Source organism: Ralstonia mannitolilytica, assembly GCF_000954135.1.
GTDB classification, from domain to species: Bacteria; Pseudomonadota; Gammaproteobacteria; order Burkholderiales; family Burkholderiaceae; genus Ralstonia; species Ralstonia mannitolilytica.
This window is the reverse complement of the sequence record NZ_CP010799.1, coordinates 1,503,255-1,523,016: the sequence shown is the minus strand read 5'-3', so window position 1 is coordinate 1,523,016 and position 19,762 is coordinate 1,503,255. Positions and strand designations below refer to the sequence as shown.

Here is a 19,762-nt window from a genome sequence, read left to right as displayed (position 1 = left end):
TTGCTGCAACGCTGCGCGGCCCCGCGCGTGCGGGAAGCAAAGACCCCGCAACACGGAGCGCAGACATGGACGACGACTTCAAACCGGTTCGACGCCGCTTGCTGAAGGCCCTGGGCATCACGCTTCCGGTCTCGACGGCGGTGTTTGCCGACGCGCAGCATCCGCCCACAACCAGGCCATCGCCTGGGCAGTCCGCCGCATCCACGCCAGGCTCCGATGCGGCGGAACACGTGAGTCTCTTCTTCAACGTCGACGAGCGTGCGGCAGTCGATGCGATCGTCGCGCGGCTGATTCCGGCGGATGAACTCGGCCCCGGCGCCAAGGAAGCCGGCGTGACGACGTTTCTCGACCGGCAACTGGCGGGCACGTTCGGGCAGGGCGCCAATTTCTATCGACACGGTCCCTTCCAGCAAGGCACGCCGGAACAGGGCTACCAGCTGGCGCTCACGCCGGCCGAATGCTATCGCCTCGGGCTTGCCGGGCTGGACCGGGTGTGTGCAAGCCGCTATGGCGGCCGGCGCTTCGCGCAGCTCGATGTCGCCACGCAGGACGCCATGCTGCGCGAGGCCGAAGCCGGCAAGCTCGACCTGGGCGCCGTGCCGAGCGCGGTGTTCTTCCAGGCGTTGCTTGACGGCGCCATCGAAGGTTTCTTCTCGGACCCCGTCTACGGCGGCAACCGCAACATGGTCGGCTGGAAGCTCGTCGGCTTTCCGGGTGCGATGGCCAGCTTTGCCAACGACATCGAGCGCCACAACGTGCCCTACACGCGGCCGCCCGTGCCGATCGCCACGGCGCATGGGCATGCCATGCCGCCACCGCAGTCCCAGGTGCAGGCGCAGCCCGTGGCCTTCGTTGCGCTCGCCGGCAACGCGGTATGCCGCAGCCAGCCGGCCGCCAACGGGGGTGGCGAATGAGCAAGACGCTGCCAGCAGTGGATGCCGTCATCATCGGTGGCGGGTGGACGGGCGCCATCATCGGCAAGGAGATGGCCGCCCGCGCCTCGCGCGTGGTTGTGCTCGAACGCGGGCAGCCGCGCTGGCCGTCGCCGGACTTCCAGGCACCGGCCATCCATGACGAACTGAAGTACGCGCGCCGGCATGCGCTGCACCAGGACACGGCCACCGAAACCTTCACCTTCCGCAACCGCACCGACCAGGTGGCGCTGCCGATGCGCCGCTGGCAGTTTGCATATCCGGCCACGCATCTGGGCGGCGCGGGCAACCACTGGTCCGGCGCGTACTACCGGTTCGACCCGACCGATCTCAAACTGCGCAGCCACTACCGCCAGCGTTACGGCGAGCACATCTTCGACGCCGACCTCACCGCCCAGGACTGGCCTCTCACCTACGACGAGCTCGAACCGTACTACGACCGTTTCGATTACCTGATCGGCGCCTCCGGATTTGCCGGCAACCTGAAGGGCCAGCTGCAGCCCGGCGGCAACCCGTTCGAGCCGTGGCGCTCGCGGCCCTATCCGAACCCCCCAATGAAGGTGCCGTATGCGTCGGCGCTGTTCGGCACGGCCGCGGCGGCGCTGGGCTATCACCCGTATATCCAGCCGTCTGCGCTGTGCACGCGCGCGTATGTCAACACCGAAGGCCTGGCGATGAACCCGTGTGTGTATTGCGGCTTCTGCTCGAACTTCGGGTGCGAGCATTTTGCGAAGGCGTCGCCGCAGGTCTGCGTGCTGCCGGCGGCGCTCAAACTCAACACGTTCGAATTGCGCACCAATGCGCATGTGCTGAGGGTGGAGCTCGACCAGGCCCGCCGGCACGCGCGGGGCGTGACGTATGTCGATGCCGCCGGGCAGGAGGTCTTCCAGCCCGCGGAGATGGTCGTGCTGTGCGCATTCAGCATCAACAACGTGCGGCTGCTGTTGCTGTCGGGCATCGGCAGGCCGTACGACCCTGCCACCGGCCAAGGCGTGGTGGGCCGCAACTACACGCACCAGACCACCTCGGGCGTGAACCTGTTCTTTGACGAGAAGACCTGGCTCAACCCGTTCATGGGTGCCGGCGCGGCGGCCGTGACGATGGACGACTTCAGCGCCGACAACTTCGACCACGGGCCGCACGGCTTCGTCGGCGGCGGCTACATCCAGATCCAGGTGGTCAGCGGCGCGCCCATCGGCTACCACCCGACGCCGCACGGCACACCGCAATGGGGCAGCGCATGGAAGCGGGCCGTCAAGCGCTATTACAACCACTCCGCATCGATCACCATCACCGGCTCGGCCATGCCCACGCGCGGCGGCTACCTCGACCTCGACCCGACGTACCGCGACGCCTGGGGCCAGCCGCTGCTGCGCATCACCTACGATTTTCCCGACAACGACATCCGCATGTCGGCCTTCCTGACCGAGCGCGGCAATGCCATCGGCAAGACCATGCACGGTGTGGTCGCCACCGAGCCCGGCCCGCGCAAGCGCCCGTACACGGCAACGAGCTATCAGTCCACGCACCTTACCGGCGGCGCGGCCATCGGCGACGATCCGGCCACCAGCGTCGTGAATCGCTTCGGGCAATGCTGGGACGTGCCGAACGTGTTCGTCACCGGGGCGAGCCTCTTCCCGCAGAACTCCAACTACAACCCGACCGGCACCGTCGGCGCCATGGCCTACTGGATTGCGGAGGCCATCAACACGCGCTATCTGAAGTCGCCAGGAAAGGGGCTGGTATGAGCGCCGGCCGGCCCCCATCGCGCCGATTGCCCACCGCGCTGTGGCTGCTGCCTTCGCTCGGCATTGCGCTGCCGCTTTGCGTGGCCGTTTATGCCGTGCTGTCAGACCGCGGCATGCCGTTGCCGCGCAAACCGCAGGCCCCGCAAGAGAGGGGCCAACCACCGGCGCCGGTCGTGCGCCGCGCCACGGATTTCGTACCGAAACCCGCAGCGTGGTCCGCGCTGCTGGCCGGCGCGCCGCGCGATGACGCCGCACGAGGGCGGCGGCTGGTCACGCAGGGCAACGGTGCCGTGCCGCCAGCGTGCGCGAGCTGCCATGGGTCGAACTCGCCTGCCCCGCAGCCGTTTCCCACGCTGGAAGGCCTGCCGGCCGAGTACATCGTCAAGCAATTGCTCGACTACCGCAGCGGCGCGCGGCAGTCTTCCATCATGCAGCCCGTGGCAAACGAACTTGCCGACAGCGATATCGCGGCCGTCGCACGGTACTACGCGGCGTTGCCGCGGCCCGCCGGGGCGACGCTGCCAACATCCGGCCCGGCCGCAACGCTGCATTGGGCCGGCGAGAACGCGCGCGCGTTGCCCGCATGCGCCGACTGCCATGGCGCATCCGGCGGTGGCGGCGGTCCGGTCCTGCCGCCGCTCACGGGGCATCCGAAGGGCATGGTGGCCGCGCAGCTCAATGCGTTCCGCGCGGGCACACGGGCCAATGATGACGGCGCGATCATGCGCGCCCTCGCGCATCGGCTGACGGATGCGGAGATCAACGCGCTCGATGGTTTCTACACCGGTGCGGCGGCGCCCGCTGCGAAGGGGCAGAACGTACAAGGCACGCAGGACGCGCGGTAAGACCACAGGGGCGTGCGGTATCGGCGGCGCAAAAAAAAACGGCACCGCGGCAAACAGCCTGCGATGCCGAAGTGCAGTTGCACCGGCCGGCGAGCCGACCGGTGGATGGCAGCACAACTGCTCAGGTCAGTAGTCGAGCTCCGGTGCCGGCGCAGCCGCGGGCTTCTCTTCCTTCGGCGCTTCGGCAATGGTCGCGTCGGTGGTGAGGATCAGGCCGGCAACCGATGCCGCGTTCTGCAGCGCCGTGCGCGTGACCTTGGTCGGATCGACCACGCCCGCTTCCACGAGGTCGCCATATTCGCCGGTGGCGGCGTTGTAGCCGAAGTTGCCCTTGCCTTCGAGCACCTTGGCGATCACCACGGACGGCTCTTCACCCGCGTTGGAGACAATCGCGCGCAGCGGTGCTTCCAGGGCCTGCCGCACGATGCGGATACCGGCGTCCTGGTCGCTGTTGGCGCCCTTGAGGTTTTCCACCGCCGAGCGTGCACGCAGCAGCGCCACGCCGCCGCCCGGAACGATGCCCTCTTCCACCGCCGCGCGGGTGGCGTGCAGCGCATCGTCCACGCGGTCCTTTTTCTCCTTCATTTCCACTTCGGTCGCTGCGCCAACCTTGATCACTGCCACGCCGCCGGCCAGCTTGGCCAGGCGCTCCTGCAGCTTCTCGCGGTCGTAGTCGCTCGTGGCTTCGTCGATTTGCACGCGGATGGACTTCACGCGTGCATCGATGCGTGCCTGGTCGCCCGCCCCGTCGATGATGATCGTGTCGTCCTTGCGCACCTCCACGCGCTTGGCGCGACCCAGGTCTTCGAGCGTGGCCTTCTGCAGCTGCTTGCCGGTTTCCTCCGAGATGACCGTGGCGCCGGTGAGGATGGCGATGTCTTCGAGCATGGCCTTGCGGCGATCGCCAAAGCCCGGCGCCTTGACTGCCGCCACTTTGAGGATGCCGCGCATCGCGTTGACCACCAGCGTGGCCAGCGCTTCGCTTTCCACGTCTTCAGCAACGATCAGCAGCGGCTTGCCGGCCTTCGATGCCGCTTCCAGGATGGGCAGCAGGTCGCGGATGTTGGAGATCTTCTTGTCGTGCAGCAGGATCAGCGCGTCGTCCAGATACGCCGCCTGCTTCTCGGGATCGTTGATGAAGTACGGGCTCACGTAGCCGCGGTCGAACTGCATGCCCTCGACCACGTCCAGCTCGTTCTCGAGCGACTTGCCGTCCTCCACCGTGATCACGCCTTCCTTGCCGACCTTCTCCATGGCGTCGGCGATGATCTTGCCGATGGCTTCATCCGAGTTGGCCGAGATGGCACCGACCTGCGCGATCTCGCGGTTGGTCGAAATCGGCTTGGACAGGTTGCGCAGCTCGTCGAGCACGGCACTCACCGCCTTGTCGATGCCGCGCTTGAGATCCATCGGGTTCATGCCGGCGGCCACATGCTTCATGCCTTCCTGCACGATGGCCTGGGCGAGCACGGTGGCGGTCGTGGTGCCGTCACCGGCAATGTCGGCGGTCTTGGAGGCGACCTGCTTGACCATCTGCGCGCCCATGTTCTCGAAGCGATCCTTCAGCTCGATTTCCTTGGCGACGGACACGCCGTCCTTGGTGATGGTCGGGGCGCCGAAGCTGCGCTCGATGACGACGTTGCGGCCCTTGGGCCCGAGCGTCACCTTCACGGCATCGGCAAGCACGTTCACGCCCTTGACGATGCGGGCGCGCGCGCTGTCGTGGAATTTGACGTCTTTTGCACTCATGTTCGTTGCTCCGGGGTAAGTCGTTGACTCAACGCGTCGCGGAACGGCGGGTCAGTGTGCGGGATCCGCGACCGGTAAGCGGCTTCAGGCAGCCTTGCGCGCTGCCTCGGCGTCGGCTTCCACCACGCCCATGACGTCTTCTTCGCGCATGACGAGCAGCTCCTCGCCGTCAACCTTGACGGTCTGGCCGGCGTACTTGCCGAAGATGACTTGATCGCCGACCTTCAACTGCAGTGCACGCTGCGTGCCGTCCTGCAGCAGGCGGCCGGTACCGACCGCGATGACTTCACCCTGCTCGGGCTTCTCGGCGGCCGAGTCCGGGATCACGATGCCCGAGGCCGTCGTCCGCTGCTGCTCGATTCGCTTGACGATAACCCGGTCGTAAAGGGGACGAATCTTCATTTCCATCTCCTGAGCGATAACAGATCACCAAAAAGGAATCCGGCTCCGCACCGCTGCCGGACCGGGATGGCCGAGGGGCGCGCAAGCCGTGCCAGAACTTGGCGGATTGCGAAATAGAGGCGCTCCGCGCCGCCTTCAAGAGGCGGCGAATTCGCGAATTTGTAACAATATGTTTCAGCGAAGCAGGATGCGCCGCACCTCGCCCAGGCGGTAGACCTTGCGGCCGCGGCCCCCGCGCGGCTCGGGGATGACGGGACACGGCGGGCGCCGTCCGCCATCGGACTCCAGCGTGTCGTCGGGCTCGTCCAGCGCGCGCCACAGGCCGCCCTTGACGGGACGGAACAGCCAGCGCACGTAGCCGGCGTCTGCGGCCATCTGCATCAGCTCGCCGCGGTCGGGCGCGCCGTCGACAAGCGCTTCATCCGGTGCGCTGTCGGGGTAATCGCCGAACGCCTGCCGGCACGCGAGCGCTTCGCGGGCGGAGGCGCCGACCACGTTGCAGCCGCGCTGCTCCACGCGCTCCAGATCCCACGCGCCGAGTTGCCACGCCGCGTCGAGCAGCGCCTCATCCACAGCTTCAAAGCGATGCCACGGCTGTCCGAGCTGGAGGGCCGAGCCGGGCACTGGGCGCGGTGGAATGTCGACCCCCGGCAACACGAGCGGACTGGCGCGCCGGAACCCGTGCCAATGCAGGATCGCCACGAGCGGCGTGTTCACCCGCCGCACCGCCGTCACCGTCACCGCCACGAGCGGCAGACCGACCGCTTCCATCTGTTCGTGCACTGCGTCGAAAAGCTCCATGAAGCCTCCCAATGACGTGTCCAACGGCCTCTTGAAAACCGGGCTTGCCGCCCTATTTTAGGTGTTGCTCAGGCAGTCGCGGTTCACGCGCTGCGTGTTTCGATTTGTTTGTCAGTGGGCCTGCTCGCGGACGGACGAACTGGAGCGCGTAGTCCGGTTCAGCTTCCGTGCGGCCCGTAAGGAGCCCATCATGAGCGACATGTTTTTCGGCACCGACCTGCTGGGCGAAATCGATCGCCTGCAACGTCAGATGGCCACCCTTTTCGCGGGGTTCCCCGCGAGCCTGCGCGCCACGCGCATCGGCGCGTTTCCTCCCATCAACATCGGCAGCACCGACGAGTCGGTCGAGATCGTCGCGTTCGCGCCGGGGCTCGACCCCGCACAGATCGACGTGTCGATCGACAAGGGGCTGCTCACCATCAGCGGCGAGCGCAAGCGCCCCGACATGGATTCGTCGGATGAGACGCGCGTCTACGCCGACGAGCGCTTCGCCGGCGCCTTCCGCCGCGTGATCGAGCTGCCACAGGACGTGGACCCGGACAAGGTCAGCGCGCGCTACGTCAACGGATGCCTGACCATCAGCGTCGGCAAATCGGAGGCGTCGAAGCCGCGTTCGATCACCGTGCAATGAACACCGGCATGTTGGAGGACATCATGAGCGATACCACCCAATTGGCCACGCACGCGCAAGCCGGCAACAGCGCCGTGGCCCGGCACGATCACGATCGTGAACCGCCTGCAGCGCGGCAGACGCACATGGCGCCGCCTGTCGACATCTTCGAGAACCGCCACGGCATCACGCTGTACGCCGACCTGCCTGGCGTGGCACGCGACAAGCTGGACGTGCGGGTGCAGGACGGCACACTGACCATCGAAGCCGATCTCGTCGTGCCCACACCAGCCGGCCTGCGGCTGCACCACGGCGAAGTCCGGCACCCGCACTTCGCGCGCACGTTCGTGCTGAGCCCCGACTTCGATGCATCGCGCATCGACGCGCAACTGCGCGATGGCGTGCTCAAGCTGACGATCCCGCGCCGCGACGAAGCCAAGCCGCGGCGGATCGAGGTGAGCGCCGGCTGACCGCGCAGCAGCTGCTGCACCGTTTCGCGTTCACACGCGCATTGGCACCGTGCCCCCTGGTTACGGTTGGATTGTTGCTAGGAGACAGAGATGCTGAGTCCACACGAATTCGCCACCTTGATGCTCGTCAGCCAGTCGCCCGAGCAGGTCGACATGAACCGCGCGGAGCTCGATACGCTGCTCGAGCGGCAGCTGGTCATGCTCGAGAAGTCCGCAGAGGGCCATCGCCGCGCGCAGCTGACGGACAGGGGGCAATCGTTCCTGGAAGCGCTGAACCCGGACGAGCGACGCAGGCGCAGGATCCTGCGCGAGACGCCCAGCCCCGAGCGCATGAACTGAGCGCCGCGCTGGCCGTGCCACCCCCGCGCGGCCGGCGTCACTCGCCCTGCGCTCGCACGAAGATGTCCCAGCTGGCCATGAACAGCGCGGCCACGAGCGGGCCGATGACGAAACCGGTGATGCCGAACAGTTCCATCCCGCCGAGCGTCGAGATCAACACGACCCAGTCGGGCATCTTGGTGTCCTTGCCTACCAGCAGCGGCCGCAGCAGGTTGTCGACCAGGCCGATCACCCCGCCGCAGAACGCGATCAGCACCACGCCCTTCCAGACCGCGCCGGTCATCAGAAAATAGACCGCGACCGGCACCCAGACGATGCTCGCCCCGATGGCGGGCAGCAATGACAGGAAGGCCATCAGCGCGCCCCACAGCACGACCCCCTCGATGCCGAGCACCGCGAAGATGAAGCCGCCCAGCAGGCCCTGCACCAGCGCCACCACGATGTTGCCCTTGACCGTGGCGCGCACCACCGTCGTGAACTTGGTCAGCAGCAGGCGCTTGTGCTCTTCGTCCATCGGCAGCGCGCGGCGCACGTGGCGGCCGATCGCCGGGCCGTCGCGCAGCAGGAAGAACACCATGTAAAGCATCACGCCAAAGCCGATGACGAACTGGAACGTGTTCTGCCCGATGCTGAGCGCCTGTGCCGCGGCAAACTGGCTGATCTGCGCCGCGCCATCGGCAAGTTTCTTCTGGATGCCCGGGATGTTGGTCAGGCCCGCCTTGGCGAGCAGGTTCTGAAGCCCCGTCGGCAGCGCCTGGATGAACTGCTGCAGGTACCGCGAGTAATTGGGCTGCGCGGTCTGCAACTGCTGATACCCGACCGTGATCTCCTGCACGATGGTGGCCGCCACGAAGATGACGGGCAGGATCACCATGAGGATGATGAGTACCAGCGTGGCCAGCGCGGCGAGGTTGTGGCGCTTGTCAAGACGCAGCACCAGCCAGCGCTGCACCGGCTGGAACAGGATCGCGAGGATCACGCCCCAGAACACCGCGCCGAAGAACGGCGAAAGAATCCAGCACAGGCCGGCAGTGACGGCAAACAGCAGCAGGTAGAAGAATTTCTGTCGGTCGTGTCCGCTATCCATGATCGTTCGACGAGGGTGTATCGGGGCAAGGCCGCGCTCGGCGGAGGTTCAGGACCGAGTATGCCCGCTCAGGCACCGTTGTCATAGCTGCCGCGGCAGTACTGGACCCGGCAGACACGCGCACGCGCCAGAAAAGGCCGCGCATGCAGTCAACCCACCTGCCGTGGGGGCGCTTACATTTCCGCCACAGTCGATTTTCATTTGTTTGCACTCTGGGGGCCCGGGCGCGTTTCAATGCGCCCATCACGATGCCTGCGTCTTGCCGGTCGCGCGGAGTGTGGCCTGTGCGGCACCGCCTTCCGAAGTACCGGTCCGGACGCCCATGCTTTCGGTCATGTCTTCTGAAATGTCGATGGACAGGCGCTTTGGCACGGCAGTCGCCATCGTCCTCGTTCCAGTGCTGTCGTTATCATGCTGGCTGCTGGGCTATGCGTGGCTCGCCTACGGTCGCGCGGACGCCGCCGCGCACAGCCTTGAGGCGCTGCGCGTGGTGCTGCTGACCATGGAGAAGATCTCGGCCGAGCGGGGCCCGACCAACGGCGTGCTCGGCGAAGACCTGCCGATACCGGCCGAGCGCCAGGCCGCCCTGCTGCGTGCCCGCGCCACGAGCGATGCGCATCTGGCGCAATTGCTCGACGTGCTGCGCCCCGAACACTGCCGCCTGTGCGACGCCGACACCGACGCCGCGCGAGGCGCCCGCGCCAGCCTCGCGGCAGCACGCGCCAACGTCGACCGCCTGATCGCCCTGCCGTTGCGGGCCCGCGAAAGCAGCGCGCTGACCGATGCCGTTGACCGCATGATCGCCGTCATCCCCGAGCTGTTTCCGGTGGTGAACCTGCGGACGGCCACCGTCGGGCGTGGCGACCCGGACGCGCTCAACTGCCTGCTGCTGGCGCGGCTTGCCGCCGACCTGCGCGAATACGCCGGCCAGCTCGGCTCCCGCTTTACCGGCGCGCTGGCCCTGCGGCGCGCGCTGACGCCGGAGGAGCAGTTCGCCATCGAACGGACGCGCGGGCGCATCGAGCAATTGCGCCACCTCATCGACACGCGCACCAACGGCCGGCTCGCCCTGACGCAGCACGTCACGACCCCCCTGAATGCGCAGTACTTCGTCGAGGGCCTGCGTTATGTCGATGCGGTACGCCAACAGGCCAGCCGGCCCGGCGGCGCGGACATCTCCACGGCGGAGTTCGCCGAGCATTACGTGCCGACCATGCGCGCCATCACGGATTTCCGCGACAGCGTGCTGCGCGTGGCCGAAGAGGAGATCCGCAAGCACCGGCGCGCCATGCTGCTCGTGCTGATCGGCTCGGCAGCGGCGGTACTCTCGGCGCTGGGGGCGCTGGCGTGGATGACAGTGTCGTTCCGCCGCGATGTGGTGGCGCCGTTCGTACGGGCCACGCAGTTGATCGACGCCATCGCGCGCGGCAACCTCGGGGTGCACATCCCGACCGGCTACGCACGGCGCGAGATCCGCGCGATGTTCGAGGCGATTCGCATACTGCGCGTCTACAGCATCGAGCGCCGCCGCCTGGAGATCGAGCGTGCGCACCTCATGGAGGAACTGGCGCGCATGGCCGAAACCGACCCGCTCACCAAACTGCTGAACCGCCGCGCCTTCGAAGACCGCGCCCAGGCGATGTGCACATCGCCGCAACCGAAGGGAAGGCTGGTGGCGCTCATCATGTTCGATGTCGATCACTTCAAGCAGATCAACGACACCTACGGCCACGGCGTGGGCGACGAGGCCCTGCGTACCGTTGCCGGGCTGTGCCGCACCGATGGGCCTTCGGCCGACGTGGTGGCGCGCATCGGCGGCGAGGAGTTCGCGGTGATGGTGTGGGCAGACAGCGTGGCGCAGGCGCGCGACGTGGCCGAACGCCTGCGCCGCCGCATTGCCGACGTCAGGGTGCCGACGGGCGCGCAGCCGCCTTGCCGGATGACGGCCAGCTTTGGCGTGGCAGTGGTGCCTACCGCCGACCGGCCCTCGCCCGAGTTGCTGCTGCGGCGCGCCGACCGCTTGCTCTATGCCGCCAAGCTGGCCGGGCGCAATTGCGTGATGACCGACGCGCCGCCTGCTTCACCGGACCTGTCGACCGCTGCGCAATAGCCTGCAAAGCACAAGGCCGGGCGCCCGCATCAGCAGCGGGCCCGGCCTCGTCAGCCGTTGCGACTGTGCGGCACTCAGTGCGAAAGCCGGAACATCCCCACCGCCTCGTTCAGGTTGCGGGCCTGCTCCTCCAGCGATTCCGCGGCGGCGGCGGCCTGCTCCACGAGTGCGGCGTTCTGCTGCGTCACCTGGTCCATCTGGTTGACGGCCTGGTTGACCTGCTCGATGCCGCTGCTCTGCTCTTCCGACGCGGCGGAAATCTCGCCCATGATGTCGGTCACGCGCTTCACCGCATCGACGATCTCCGCCATCGTCACGCCAGCCTGATCCACCAGCGCCGTGCCGTTGGCGACGCGGTCCACCGAGTCGTGGATCAGCGCCTTGATTTCCTTCGCGGCACCGGCCGAGCGCTGCGCGAGGCTGCGCACTTCGCTGGCCACGACGGCAAAGCCGCGGCCCTGCTCGCCGGCACGTGCCGCTTCCACCGCGGCGTTCAACGCCAGGATGTTGGTCTGGAAGGCGATGCTTTCGATCACGCCGATGATGTCGGCGATCTTCTTGCTGCTCTCGTTGATGCCGCCCATGGTCTGCACGACCTGGCCGACCACCTCGCCGCCGCGCGTAGCAACGTCCGACGCCGTCACGGCAAGCTGGCTGGCCTGACGCGCGTTGTCGGCGTTCTGCTTCACGATGCTCGTCAGCTCTTCCATGCTCGATGCGGTTTCTTCCAGCGAACTGGCTTGCTCTTCCGTGCGCTGCGAGAGGTCTGCGTTGCCGGCGGCAATCTCCTGCGCGGCCGAGCGCACCGAATCGCTGCCCAGGCGGATCTGCTGCATCACCGCGGTGAGCTTGTCTGCGAAGGTATTGAACGAACGCGCGATCTGGGCGACTTCGTCTTCGCCGTCGGACGGCAGGCGCTTGGTGAGGTCGCCGCTGCCCGAGCCGATGTCGTCCATGGCATCGCGGATCCTCGACAGGCGGCGGAACGCACGTGCCGTCATCGCACCCACGATGAGTGCCGCAACGATGGCCACGCCCACCAGCGCGCCAATCGACGTCATCACCAGCGAACGCAGGCCGGCAGTGGCATCGGACTCGTCTAGCGCAACGATGAGACTCCAGTCGGTGCCCTTCACGCCCTGGCGCCAGAGCAGCTTGGGAACGCCGTCAATCGTGACTTCCGTGAGCTTGTCGACCTGCCCCAATGCGGCCAGCGCGCTCTCAGTGAGCGCCGCGGACAACTCGGTCGCCGGCTTGAGGGTGAGCTTGTCGTTGGAATGCGCGACGATCTTGCCTGCGGCATTGACGAGGAAGCCAAAGCTGGCAGGGGTCGGCCGGATGGACTTCACGTTCGCGATCACGCTGTCCATGGCCACATCACCGCCGATCACGCCCTTGAGCGCGCCACCCTGCAGGATAGGCACCGCAAAGGTTACAACGAGCTGCCCCGTGCTCGCGCTTACGTACGGCGGCGTCACCACCGGCTTACCTGCTTCCACCGCCTGCTTGTACCAAGGCCGCGCGGTCGGGTCGTAGGTGGGCGGAATGCCCTCAGGGTTCGAGAACTTGTACGACTTGTCGGGGTACCCGACATAGATGTTGATGAAGCCGCCAGCCTGATGCACGGCCTTGAACAGCGGAACTGGATCGGCGCTGAGCGCGACGTCCTGCAGCGACGCAACCATCTGCGTCTTGGTGGCGACCCACTCGTCAATGGCGGAAGTCCGGCCGCGCACGTTCGCCTGCAGGCTCAGCCGGGCCGATTCTTCGTTGTACGAACGCGTGACGAGATAGTTGAGACCGCCAGCGAAGGTCAATGCGCCGACCACGATGGCAACGCAGGTGAGCAAAATGCGAGTACGGATGGATGCAAGCACGGTATGGTTTCCTACGAGGCCCATGGCGGGGGTTCCGCCATGTAAGGCATGCGGCACGCGGCCCTGTCGGCCTGCCGTCGCACAAGAAACGGCCGTCGTAAGAAAATCTGAAGTCTGATGTGCCGAACATGACGTTGCTGGCACGTTGCCGCGGCAGACATCGTCCTACAATCGCACTCACTACGCTGCCCGGGTCGGGCTGGCTCCACTTCAAGAAAAGGAATGCGCATGAAAACGAAAGCCGCCATCGCCTGGAAAGCCGGTGCTCCGCTCACCGTGGAAGAAGTCGACCTGCAAGGCCCGCGTGCCGGCGAGGTGCTCGTCGAGATCAAGGCGACCGGCATCTGCCATACCGATTACTACACGCTCTCGGGTGCCGACCCGGAAGGCATCTTCCCGGCGATTCTCGGCCATGAAGGCGCGGGCGTGGTGCTGGAGGTGGGCGCGGGCGTGACGTCATTGAAAGCGGGCGACCACGTGATTCCGCTTTACACACCGGAATGCCGCCAGTGCAAGTTCTGCCTGTCGCGCAAGACGAACCTGTGCCAGGCGATTCGCGCCACGCAGGGCAAGGGCCTGATGCCGGACGGCACGTCGCGATTCTCGCTCGATGGCAAGCCGCTGTTCCACTACATGGGCACGTCAACGTTTGCGAATCACATCGTGGTGCCGGAAATTGCGCTGGCGAAGATCCGTCCCGACGCACCGTTCGACAAGGTCTGCTACATCGGCTGCGGCGTGACGACGGGCGTGGGCGCGGTGGTCTACACCGCCAAGGTGGAAGCCGGTGCCAACGTGGTCGTGTTCGGTCTGGGTGGCATCGGGCTGAACGTGATCCAGGGCGCCAAGATGGTCGGCGCCGACAAGATCATCGGCGTGGACCTGAACCCCGCGCGCGAGGCGATGGCGCGCAAGTTCGGCATGACGCATTTCATCAACCCCAACGATGTGGAAAACGTGGTGGACCACATCATCCAGCTCACCGACGGCGGCGCGGATTACTCGTTCGAATGCATCGGCAACACGAAGGTCATGCGCCAGGCGCTGGAGTGCACGCACAAGGGCTGGGGCCAGTCGATCATCATCGGCGTGGCCGAGGCCGGCGCGGAGATCAGTACACGCCCGTTCCAGCTCGTGACGGGCCGGCAGTGGAAAGGCTCGGCCTTTGGGGGCGCGCGAGGCCGGACCGACGTGCCGAAGATCGTCGACTGGTACATGGAAGGCAAGCTCAACATCGACGACCTCATCACGCACACGCTGCCGCTGGATCGCATCAACGAGGGCTTTGACCTGATGAAGCGCGGCGAGTCGATCCGCTCCGTCGTGCTGTACTGAGGCGCCACGCGATGACGAGTCCGACACCCGTGCTTGAACTGATTTCGGAGCACGCCTGCTTTGGCGGCGTGCAGCGGTTTTATCGGCATGACTCAGCGGTGATTGGGCTGCCGATGCGCTTCTCGGTCTACCTGCCGCCGCAGGCGCTGGCCGGCACGCGGTGCCCTGCGCTGTTCTATCTGGCCGGGCTGACGTCTACGGAAGAGACGTTCGCCATCAAAGCCGGCGCGCAACGCGTGGCCGCACGCGAGGGGCTCATCCTGATCGGGCCCGACACCAGCCCGCGCGGCGCAAACGTCCCCGGCGAAGCCGACCACTGGGATTTCGGCATCGCCGCCGGTTTTTATCTGGACGCGACGCAGGCCCCGTGGCGCGAGCACTACCGTATGGAAAGCTACGTCGCGGACGAGCTGCATCACATTGCGCGCGTGGCGTTTCCCGTGGCACCCGGACGCATCGGAATCTTTGGGCATTCGATGGGCGGCCACGGCGCGTTGACGCTGGCCCTGCGCCATCGGGAACGCTTTGCTTCGGTGTCGGCGTTTGCACCCATCGCGCACCCGTCGGTGTGCCCGTGGGGCATCAAGGCCTTCACCGGGTATCTCGGGGAGGACCGCACCGCCTGGGCGGCGCACGACGCTACGCAATTGATGCGGCTGGCTTCATGCCCGTTTCCCGGCGGCATCCTGATCGATCAGGGCGAGGCCGACAAATTCCTCGCCGAGCAGTTGTATCCGGAAGACTTTGCCGCCGCGTGCGCCGCAGCCGGGCAGCCGCTGCAACTGCGCCGCCACCCCGGCTACGACCACGGCTACTACTTCATCGAGACCTTCATCGAAGATCACCTGCTGCATCACGCAGCGCAACTGCGTTAGCAGCAGGTTAGCGGGCGGTTAGCGGCCGCTCCCACCGCCGCTGCCGCCCGCGGCGCCGCCGGCGCCCCCGCTGCCTGCTCCGCCACCGACGCCGCCACCGACACCGCCCGAGCCGGCAGCACCGCCGCCATTGCCCCCGCCCGGCGCGCCCATCGAGCCGCCGGTACCCGGGGCGCCGACCCCGACCCCGCCCGAACCGCCGCCGGTCGTGCTGCCGGTCGAATCGTTCGCGCTGCCGCCATAGCCGCCGCTGGAACCGGAGCGCGACGATGTATTGCCGGAGCGCCCTTGCTTGCCGGTGGCATTGCGATTACGGGTGGCGTCCCGGCCGCTGCCCGTCGAGCCGCCATTGACGGCGGTGCCCCCCGTGCCCGTGGCCGTTGCGTCGGTGCTGGTACCGCCGGCCGGCGACATGGTGCTGCCCCCCGCCGTGCTGTTCGATTGGGCCGCCCCCGTCTGGGCATACGCCGCCGCGGTACCGCCTGCCAGCGCCAGCGCGACTACAAGAGAAGATGCACGGAGATACGTCATGAATGGCTCCTTTGAGGTTGAGGATGTGCCCCTCCAACTCAGCAAGGGCCGTTCCGCCATCACCCGGTGCCCATCGTCGAACGCGCTGATTGGCGGGATATTTGCTTGTGACCGTGCGTCAAAATGCGGAAGCCGGCACTCAGCTATACATTCAACCCTGTATGTATAATCGCCTGCCCGACTGTCGGTGCGCCGTCCCGCGTGAATTCAACGCTGCCGCTGCGCCTTCAGCCCGACGATGGAGGTGTTAACCGTGAAATTCCCCTTCCCGCTGCCGCGATCATGGCGCGCAGCGGGCGATGCCCTCGACGCCAAGGCCGCCCCGGTCGCGCAACCGCTGCCGGGCGATCCGGATGCCTGGATCGCCTGCGAGCATTGCGACACCCTGCATCGCCACGAAGTCATTGCGCTCGATGAAGAGGCGCACTGCACGCGCTGCGGCGTGAAGCTGTACCGCAACCAGAGCGAGCGGCTGTCGGTGCTGCTGCCGCTGGTGGTGACGGGCCTCATCGTCTACATCGTCGCGAACATCTTTCCGATTGCCGAGATGAACGGCGGCGGCAACCGGCACGCCACCACGCTCTGGGGTGCCATCGTGGCGCTGTATGACTACGACATGCTGTTCACTGCCGTGCTGGTGGCGCTCACCACGGTGTTTTTTCCGCTGATGTACATGTCGGTGCTGGCGCCGCTGCTCATCGCGCGATGGCGCGGGCGGCAGCATCCGGCCGCCGCGCTGGTGCTGCGCGCGGCAGCGTTGATTCGCCCGTGGGCGATGGTCGAGATCTTCATGCTGGGCGTGGTGGTGGCGCTCATCAAAGTGGCACGCATGGTGTCGCTGGAAGCCGATGCAGGCTTGTGGGCGTTTGCCGCGCTGACCGTGTTCCTGACGGTGGCGTTGTCGATCGACCTGCGGCCGTTCTGGCGCGAGATCGGCCTGACGCTGCCGCCGGGCTCGCAAGTGGACGCGCCCACGGGCGTAGATGCCGCCGCCCGGCCTGGGGAGAAGCGCTCATGAGCAGCGCCACCACGCCTGCCTCCGCACAGCCGGCGCAACAAGCCCGCCCGCTGCGCGCCGCCGCGCATGGCCTGGTGACATGCGAGCGCTGCGGCCTGCTGGCGCGCATGCCCGAATCAGAGGCCGCCACGCGAGCGGTGCTGACCCACGAAGACGCGCCCGACGAAACCGCCCCAGCGCCAGTCTGCCCGCGCTGCATGTCGCCCCTGCACGTGCGCAAGCCCGACAGCCTGGCGCGCTGCTGGGCGCTGCTGATTGCGGCAGCCGCCATGTACCTGCCGGCCAACCTGCTGCCGGTGATGATTACCGACACCCTCCTCGGCACGCAGCAGGACACCATCATGAGCGGGATCGTCTACCTCTGGACGTCGGGCTCGTGGCACCTGGCCATCATCGTGTTCATCGCAAGCTTCCTGGTGCCGCTGGCCAAGCTCGGCATCCTCGCGGTGCTGTGCCTTTCGGTGCAGCAACGCTGGCACTGGAACCCGCGATTGCGCACGCGCCTGTATGCGCTGGTCGAGATCATCGGCCGGTGGTCGATGCTCGATGTGTTTGTGGTGACGCTGCTCGCAGGTCTTGTGCACCTCTCGACGCTGGCCGTCATCAAGCCCGGCCCTGGTGTCGGCCCGTTTGCCGCCGTGGTGGTGCTGACCATGTTCGCCGCCCGCTGTTTTGATCCCCGCCTGATCTGGGACGTCATCGACGAGCCCGATCCCGAAGAGACCGATGTATGACCGACCCCGTCGATAACGAAAACATTCCCGCGCCGCGCCGCACGAAGCGCAAGCGCTGGCTGCCCTCGCTGATCTGGCTGGTGCCGATCGTGGCGCTCGTGGTGGGCGCCACACTCATGGCGCGGGTGATCCTGGCGCGCGGCGCGCAGGTCACCGTCACGTTCAGCTCGGCCGAGGGCATCGAGGCAGGCAAGACGCGCGTCAAATACAAGAGCGTCGATATCGGCGTGGTCAAGGCGGTCGGGCTGACCGACGACCGCTCCGGCGCCGTCGTGCTGATCGAACTCACGCATGACGGCAAGGCGTTCGCCGCATCGGACACGCGCTTCTGGGTGGTGCGCCCGCGCGTGGCGGCCGGCAGCATTTCGGGGCTCGGCACGTTGCTCTCCGGCGCCTATATCGGCGTGGACGGCGGCCGCTCGCAAGAGAAGAAATCCGTCTTCAGGGGCCTCGACACACCGCCGGCCATTTCGGCCGACGCGCCCGGCAAACAATTCACGCTGCACGCACCCGACCTGGGCTCGCTCGACATCGGTGCGCCGGTGTATTTCCGTCGCGTGCGCGTGGGCCAGGTGACGGCTTACGACATCGACGCCGACGGCAAGGGCGTGACGTTGCACATCTTCGTCAACGCGCCGTTCGACAAGTTTGTGGCACGCGGCACGCGGTTCTGGAACGCCAGCGGCATCGACCTGAAGCTCGACGCCAATGGGCTGAAGGTCGATACGCAATCGCTGCTGACCGTGGCGCTCGGCGGCATCGCGTTCCAGACGCCCGAGGAAGCCGATCACGAACCGGCTGCGTCCGACGCGCAGTTCCAGCTCGTGCGCAACGAAACTGCAGCGCTAAAGGACCCGGAACACCTGTCGCAGACCGTGGTGATGTACTTCCACCGCTCGCTGCGCGGCCTCAACGTGGGGGCGCCGGTGGAGTTCAAGGGCATCAATGTGGGCGAGATCAAATCGATCGGCATCCACTACAGCAAGAAGCGCCACGAGTTCGTGCTGCCCGTGACGGCTACGCTGTACCCGACCCGCTTCGGCATGGACATCCGCGACGACAATCCGCAGCACGCCGCCGAAGACGTCCGCACGCAGTTCGATGTGCTGGTGAAGAACGGCATGCGCGCGCAGCTGAAGAGCGCGAGCCTGCTGACGGGCCAGCAGTTCGTGAACCTCGACTTCATCGACGCAGCGGACCGCGACAAGACTCCGCCGCGCTTCGGCATGCGCGATCGTGACGGTGCGTACGTCTTCCCGACTGCCGACAACCCGACCGACGACCTCGAGGCGCAGATTGCCGGCATCGCCAAGAAGCTCAACAAGGTGCCGTTCGAGCAGATCGGACAGGACGTCCACCGCACGCTGACCACGCTCGACGCCACGCTCAAGCAGACCGAGCAGTTGGCCAAGACCGTCAACAGCGACCTCGCTCCGCAGATGAAGGAGACGCTGGCCGAGGCCCGCCGCACGCTGGATTCTGCGCGCCAGGTCTTCTCTGACGATGCCCCGCTGCAACGCAATGCGCGCGATACGCTGGAACAGGTGGCCAAGGCCGCCGCGTCCGTGCGCGTGCTGACCGACTATCTGGACCGCCATCCGGAAGCGCTGATCCGGGGCAAGGCAAAGGACGCGCAATGATGCCGATGCAAACGACGATGCTGTCTTCTTCTGTGCGCCTGGCCTGCGCGGCCGGCGCGGCTGCAATGGTAGCGGCGTGCGCCTCGCCCGAGCCGACGCTGCACACGCTGTCGGCGCGCCCGGCCGCCGCCGACACGGTGCGCTTCGAGCGGGCCTTCCGCCTCTCGGGCGTGCGGGTGCCAGACCGCCTCGACAAGCCGCAGATCGTGCTGCGGACATCGGACAGCGAAGTGCAGGCGCTCGAGCAACAGCGTTGGGCCGCACCGTTCGGCGCGGAGTTACGGGATGCGTTGTCCGTCAATCTGGCGGCGGCGCTGGCCGCGGTGGACGTCGGCGGCGGCGCGGCGCCCGCCGGCGTGCCGCTCTACCGCATCACTGCCGACATGCGCAGCTACGATGCGCGCCCCGGCCAGCGCGTCGCGGCGCTGCTGACCTGGCGGGTCGCGCGCGACGTCGCCAAGCCGGATATGGCGCAGCCCGCCGCCGCCGCACTCACGTGCCAGACCGCGCTGAGCGAGCCGGTGGCCGGCGACCAGAACGCAGGCGTCGATGCCGTGGTGTCCGCCACGCAGCGCCTGGTGCAGCAGTGGTCGGCGCAGATTGCGCAGAGCGTGCAGGGGCTCGAATCGCCGTCCTCCGTGCCGGCGTGGTGCCGGTAA

At 67.0% G+C, this 19,762-nt stretch carries 19 protein-coding genes; 13 read left to right on the top strand and 6 right to left on the bottom strand.

What is annotated here, in order from left to right:
• Positions 1-65: 65 nt before the first annotated feature.
• From TK49_RS07245 to TK49_RS07235, 3 genes are read left to right on the top strand one after another with little or no spacing between them, the layout of a single operon-like run.
• Positions 66-914 (top strand): gluconate 2-dehydrogenase subunit 3 family protein, encoded by an 849-nt coding sequence (locus TK49_RS07245; RefSeq protein ID WP_082063015.1) that lies wholly within the window; start codon positions 66-68, stop codon positions 912-914.
• Positions 911-2,680: a GMC family oxidoreductase gene (locus TK49_RS07240; RefSeq protein ID WP_045786110.1), complete on the top strand. Its 1,770-nt coding sequence runs from the start codon at positions 911-913 to the stop codon at positions 2,678-2,680. The genes TK49_RS07245 and TK49_RS07240 overlap by 4 nt, the downstream gene beginning before the upstream one ends.
• Positions 2,677-3,525: a c-type cytochrome gene (locus TK49_RS07235; RefSeq protein WP_157773989.1), complete on the top strand. Its 849-nt coding sequence runs from the start codon at positions 2,677-2,679 to the stop codon at positions 3,523-3,525. The genes TK49_RS07240 and TK49_RS07235 overlap by 4 nt, the downstream gene beginning before the upstream one ends.
• Before the next feature lie 126 nt (positions 3,526-3,651).
• Here the strand turns inward: TK49_RS07235 and groL are convergent, their stop codons facing one another.
• The 3 genes from groL to TK49_RS07220 form a co-directional block, all read right to left on the bottom strand.
• Complete coding sequence (gene groL, locus TK49_RS07230; RefSeq protein WP_045786109.1) at positions 3,652-5,274, bottom strand: chaperonin GroEL; 1,623 nt, start codon at positions 5,272-5,274, stop codon at positions 3,652-3,654.
• Positions 5,275-5,358: 84 nt separating this feature from the next.
• Complete coding sequence (groES, locus tag TK49_RS07225; protein ID WP_045786108.1) at positions 5,359-5,676, bottom strand: co-chaperone GroES; 318 nt, start codon at positions 5,674-5,676, stop codon at positions 5,359-5,361.
• A 174-nt stretch (positions 5,677-5,850) separates the two neighbouring features.
• Positions 5,851-6,477 (bottom strand): hypothetical protein, encoded by a 627-nt coding sequence (locus tag TK49_RS07220; protein WP_045786107.1) that lies wholly within the window; start codon positions 6,475-6,477, stop codon positions 5,851-5,853.
• 190 nt (positions 6,478-6,667) lie between these two features.
• On the opposite strand from TK49_RS07220, the gene TK49_RS07215 reads away from it, so the two are divergent.
• The 3 genes from TK49_RS07215 to TK49_RS07205 all read left to right on the top strand — a co-directional run bounded on the left by TK49_RS07215 (position 6,668) and on the right by TK49_RS07205 (position 7,896).
• Complete coding sequence (locus TK49_RS07215) at positions 6,668-7,108, top strand: Hsp20/alpha crystallin family protein (RefSeq protein ID WP_045786106.1); 441 nt, start codon at positions 6,668-6,670, stop codon at positions 7,106-7,108.
• 23 nt (positions 7,109-7,131) lie between these two features.
• Complete coding sequence (locus tag TK49_RS07210; protein ID WP_045787791.1) at positions 7,132-7,557, top strand: Hsp20/alpha crystallin family protein; 426 nt, start codon at positions 7,132-7,134, stop codon at positions 7,555-7,557.
• Positions 7,558-7,647: 90 nt separating this feature from the next.
• Positions 7,648-7,896 carry a hypothetical protein gene (locus TK49_RS07205; protein ID WP_045786105.1) on the top strand — a complete coding sequence of 83 codons (249 nt, stop codon included), beginning with the start codon at positions 7,648-7,650 and terminating at the stop codon, positions 7,894-7,896.
• 37 nt (positions 7,897-7,933) lie between these two features.
• Here the strand turns inward: TK49_RS07205 and TK49_RS07200 are convergent, their stop codons facing one another.
• Positions 7,934-8,983 (bottom strand): AI-2E family transporter, encoded by a 1,050-nt coding sequence (locus TK49_RS07200; protein ID WP_045786104.1) that lies wholly within the window; start codon positions 8,981-8,983, stop codon positions 7,934-7,936.
• A gap of 334 nt (positions 8,984-9,317) precedes the next feature.
• Between TK49_RS07200 and TK49_RS07195 the strand changes: the two genes are divergently transcribed.
• Complete coding sequence (locus TK49_RS07195) at positions 9,318-11,093, top strand: GGDEF domain-containing protein (protein WP_233902528.1); 1,776 nt, start codon at positions 9,318-9,320, stop codon at positions 11,091-11,093.
• Positions 11,094-11,167: 74 nt separating this feature from the next.
• On the opposite strand, the gene TK49_RS07190 is transcribed toward TK49_RS07195, so the two are convergent.
• Positions 11,168-12,970 carry a methyl-accepting chemotaxis protein gene (locus TK49_RS07190; RefSeq protein WP_082076339.1) on the bottom strand — a complete coding sequence of 601 codons (1,803 nt, stop codon included), beginning with the start codon at positions 12,968-12,970 and terminating at the stop codon, positions 11,168-11,170.
• 228 nt (positions 12,971-13,198) lie between these two features.
• Here TK49_RS07190 and TK49_RS07185 point away from each other — a divergent pair, with 228 nt between their 5' ends.
• Positions 13,199-14,305, top strand: coding sequence for an S-(hydroxymethyl)glutathione dehydrogenase/class III alcohol dehydrogenase (locus TK49_RS07185; RefSeq protein WP_045786101.1), 1,107 nt, complete (start codon positions 13,199-13,201; stop codon positions 14,303-14,305).
• Between the two features lie 11 nt (positions 14,306-14,316).
• Positions 14,317-15,180: an S-formylglutathione hydrolase gene (fghA, locus tag TK49_RS07180; RefSeq protein ID WP_045786100.1), complete on the top strand. Its 864-nt coding sequence runs from the start codon at positions 14,317-14,319 to the stop codon at positions 15,178-15,180.
• Between the two features lie 18 nt (positions 15,181-15,198).
• Here the strand turns inward: fghA and TK49_RS07175 are convergent, their stop codons facing one another.
• Positions 15,199-15,711 (bottom strand): hypothetical protein, encoded by a 513-nt coding sequence (locus TK49_RS07175; protein WP_045786099.1) that lies wholly within the window; start codon positions 15,709-15,711, stop codon positions 15,199-15,201.
• Positions 15,712-15,949: 238 nt separating this feature from the next.
• On the opposite strand from TK49_RS07175, the gene TK49_RS07170 reads away from it, so the two are divergent.
• From TK49_RS07170 to TK49_RS07155, 4 genes are read left to right on the top strand one after another with little or no spacing between them, the layout of a single operon-like run.
• Entirely contained in the window at positions 15,950-16,729 is a 780-nt protein-coding gene (locus TK49_RS07170; RefSeq protein WP_045786098.1) for a paraquat-inducible protein A, read from the top strand.
• Positions 16,726-17,463: a paraquat-inducible protein A gene (locus tag TK49_RS07165; protein WP_045786097.1), complete on the top strand. Its 738-nt coding sequence runs from the start codon at positions 16,726-16,728 to the stop codon at positions 17,461-17,463. The genes TK49_RS07170 and TK49_RS07165 overlap by 4 nt, the downstream gene beginning before the upstream one ends.
• Positions 17,460-19,103 (top strand): PqiB family protein, encoded by a 1,644-nt coding sequence (locus TK49_RS07160; protein WP_045786096.1) that lies wholly within the window; start codon positions 17,460-17,462, stop codon positions 19,101-19,103. Before TK49_RS07165 ends, TK49_RS07160 begins: the two co-directional genes overlap by 4 nt.
• Positions 19,100-19,762 carry a PqiC family protein gene (locus tag TK49_RS07155; RefSeq protein WP_045786095.1) on the top strand — a complete coding sequence of 221 codons (663 nt, stop codon included), beginning with the start codon at positions 19,100-19,102 and terminating at the stop codon, positions 19,760-19,762. The genes TK49_RS07160 and TK49_RS07155 overlap by 4 nt, the downstream gene beginning before the upstream one ends.

Excerpts from the sequence above, each read along its gene's own strand:
- TK49_RS07245 (WP_082063015.1), top strand. The coding sequence starts at position 66 with ATGGACGACGACTTCAAACCGGTTCGACGCCGCTTGCTGAAGGCCCTG.
- TK49_RS07240 (WP_045786110.1), top strand. The coding sequence starts at position 911 with ATGAGCAAGACGCTGCCAGCAGTGGATGCCGTCATCATCGGTGGCGGG.
- TK49_RS07235 (WP_157773989.1), top strand. The coding sequence starts at position 2,677 with ATGAGCGCCGGCCGGCCCCCATCGCGCCGATTGCCCACCGCGCTGTGG.
- groL (WP_045786109.1), bottom strand. The coding sequence starts at position 5,274 with ATGAGTGCAAAAGACGTCAAATTCCACGACAGCGCGCGCGCCCGCATC.
- groES (WP_045786108.1), bottom strand. The coding sequence starts at position 5,676 with ATGAAGATTCGTCCCCTTTACGACCGGGTTATCGTCAAGCGAATCGAG.
- TK49_RS07220 (WP_045786107.1), bottom strand. The coding sequence starts at position 6,477 with ATGGAGCTTTTCGACGCAGTGCACGAACAGATGGAAGCGGTCGGTCTG.
- TK49_RS07215 (WP_045786106.1), top strand. The coding sequence starts at position 6,668 with ATGAGCGACATGTTTTTCGGCACCGACCTGCTGGGCGAAATCGATCGC.
- TK49_RS07210 (WP_045787791.1), top strand. The coding sequence starts at position 7,132 with ATGAGCGATACCACCCAATTGGCCACGCACGCGCAAGCCGGCAACAGC.
- TK49_RS07205 (WP_045786105.1), top strand. The coding sequence starts at position 7,648 with ATGCTGAGTCCACACGAATTCGCCACCTTGATGCTCGTCAGCCAGTCG.
- TK49_RS07200 (WP_045786104.1), bottom strand. The coding sequence starts at position 8,983 with ATGGATAGCGGACACGACCGACAGAAATTCTTCTACCTGCTGCTGTTT.
- TK49_RS07195 (WP_233902528.1), top strand. The coding sequence starts at position 9,318 with ATGTCTTCTGAAATGTCGATGGACAGGCGCTTTGGCACGGCAGTCGCC.
- TK49_RS07185 (WP_045786101.1), top strand. The coding sequence starts at position 13,199 with ATGAAAACGAAAGCCGCCATCGCCTGGAAAGCCGGTGCTCCGCTCACC.
- fghA (WP_045786100.1), top strand. The coding sequence starts at position 14,317 with ATGACGAGTCCGACACCCGTGCTTGAACTGATTTCGGAGCACGCCTGC.
- TK49_RS07175 (WP_045786099.1), bottom strand. The coding sequence starts at position 15,711 with ATGACGTATCTCCGTGCATCTTCTCTTGTAGTCGCGCTGGCGCTGGCA.
- TK49_RS07170 (WP_045786098.1), top strand. The coding sequence starts at position 15,950 with ATGGAGGTGTTAACCGTGAAATTCCCCTTCCCGCTGCCGCGATCATGG.
- TK49_RS07165 (WP_045786097.1), top strand. The coding sequence starts at position 16,726 with ATGAGCAGCGCCACCACGCCTGCCTCCGCACAGCCGGCGCAACAAGCC.
- TK49_RS07160 (WP_045786096.1), top strand. The coding sequence starts at position 17,460 with ATGACCGACCCCGTCGATAACGAAAACATTCCCGCGCCGCGCCGCACG.
- TK49_RS07155 (WP_045786095.1), top strand. The coding sequence starts at position 19,100 with ATGATGCCGATGCAAACGACGATGCTGTCTTCTTCTGTGCGCCTGGCC.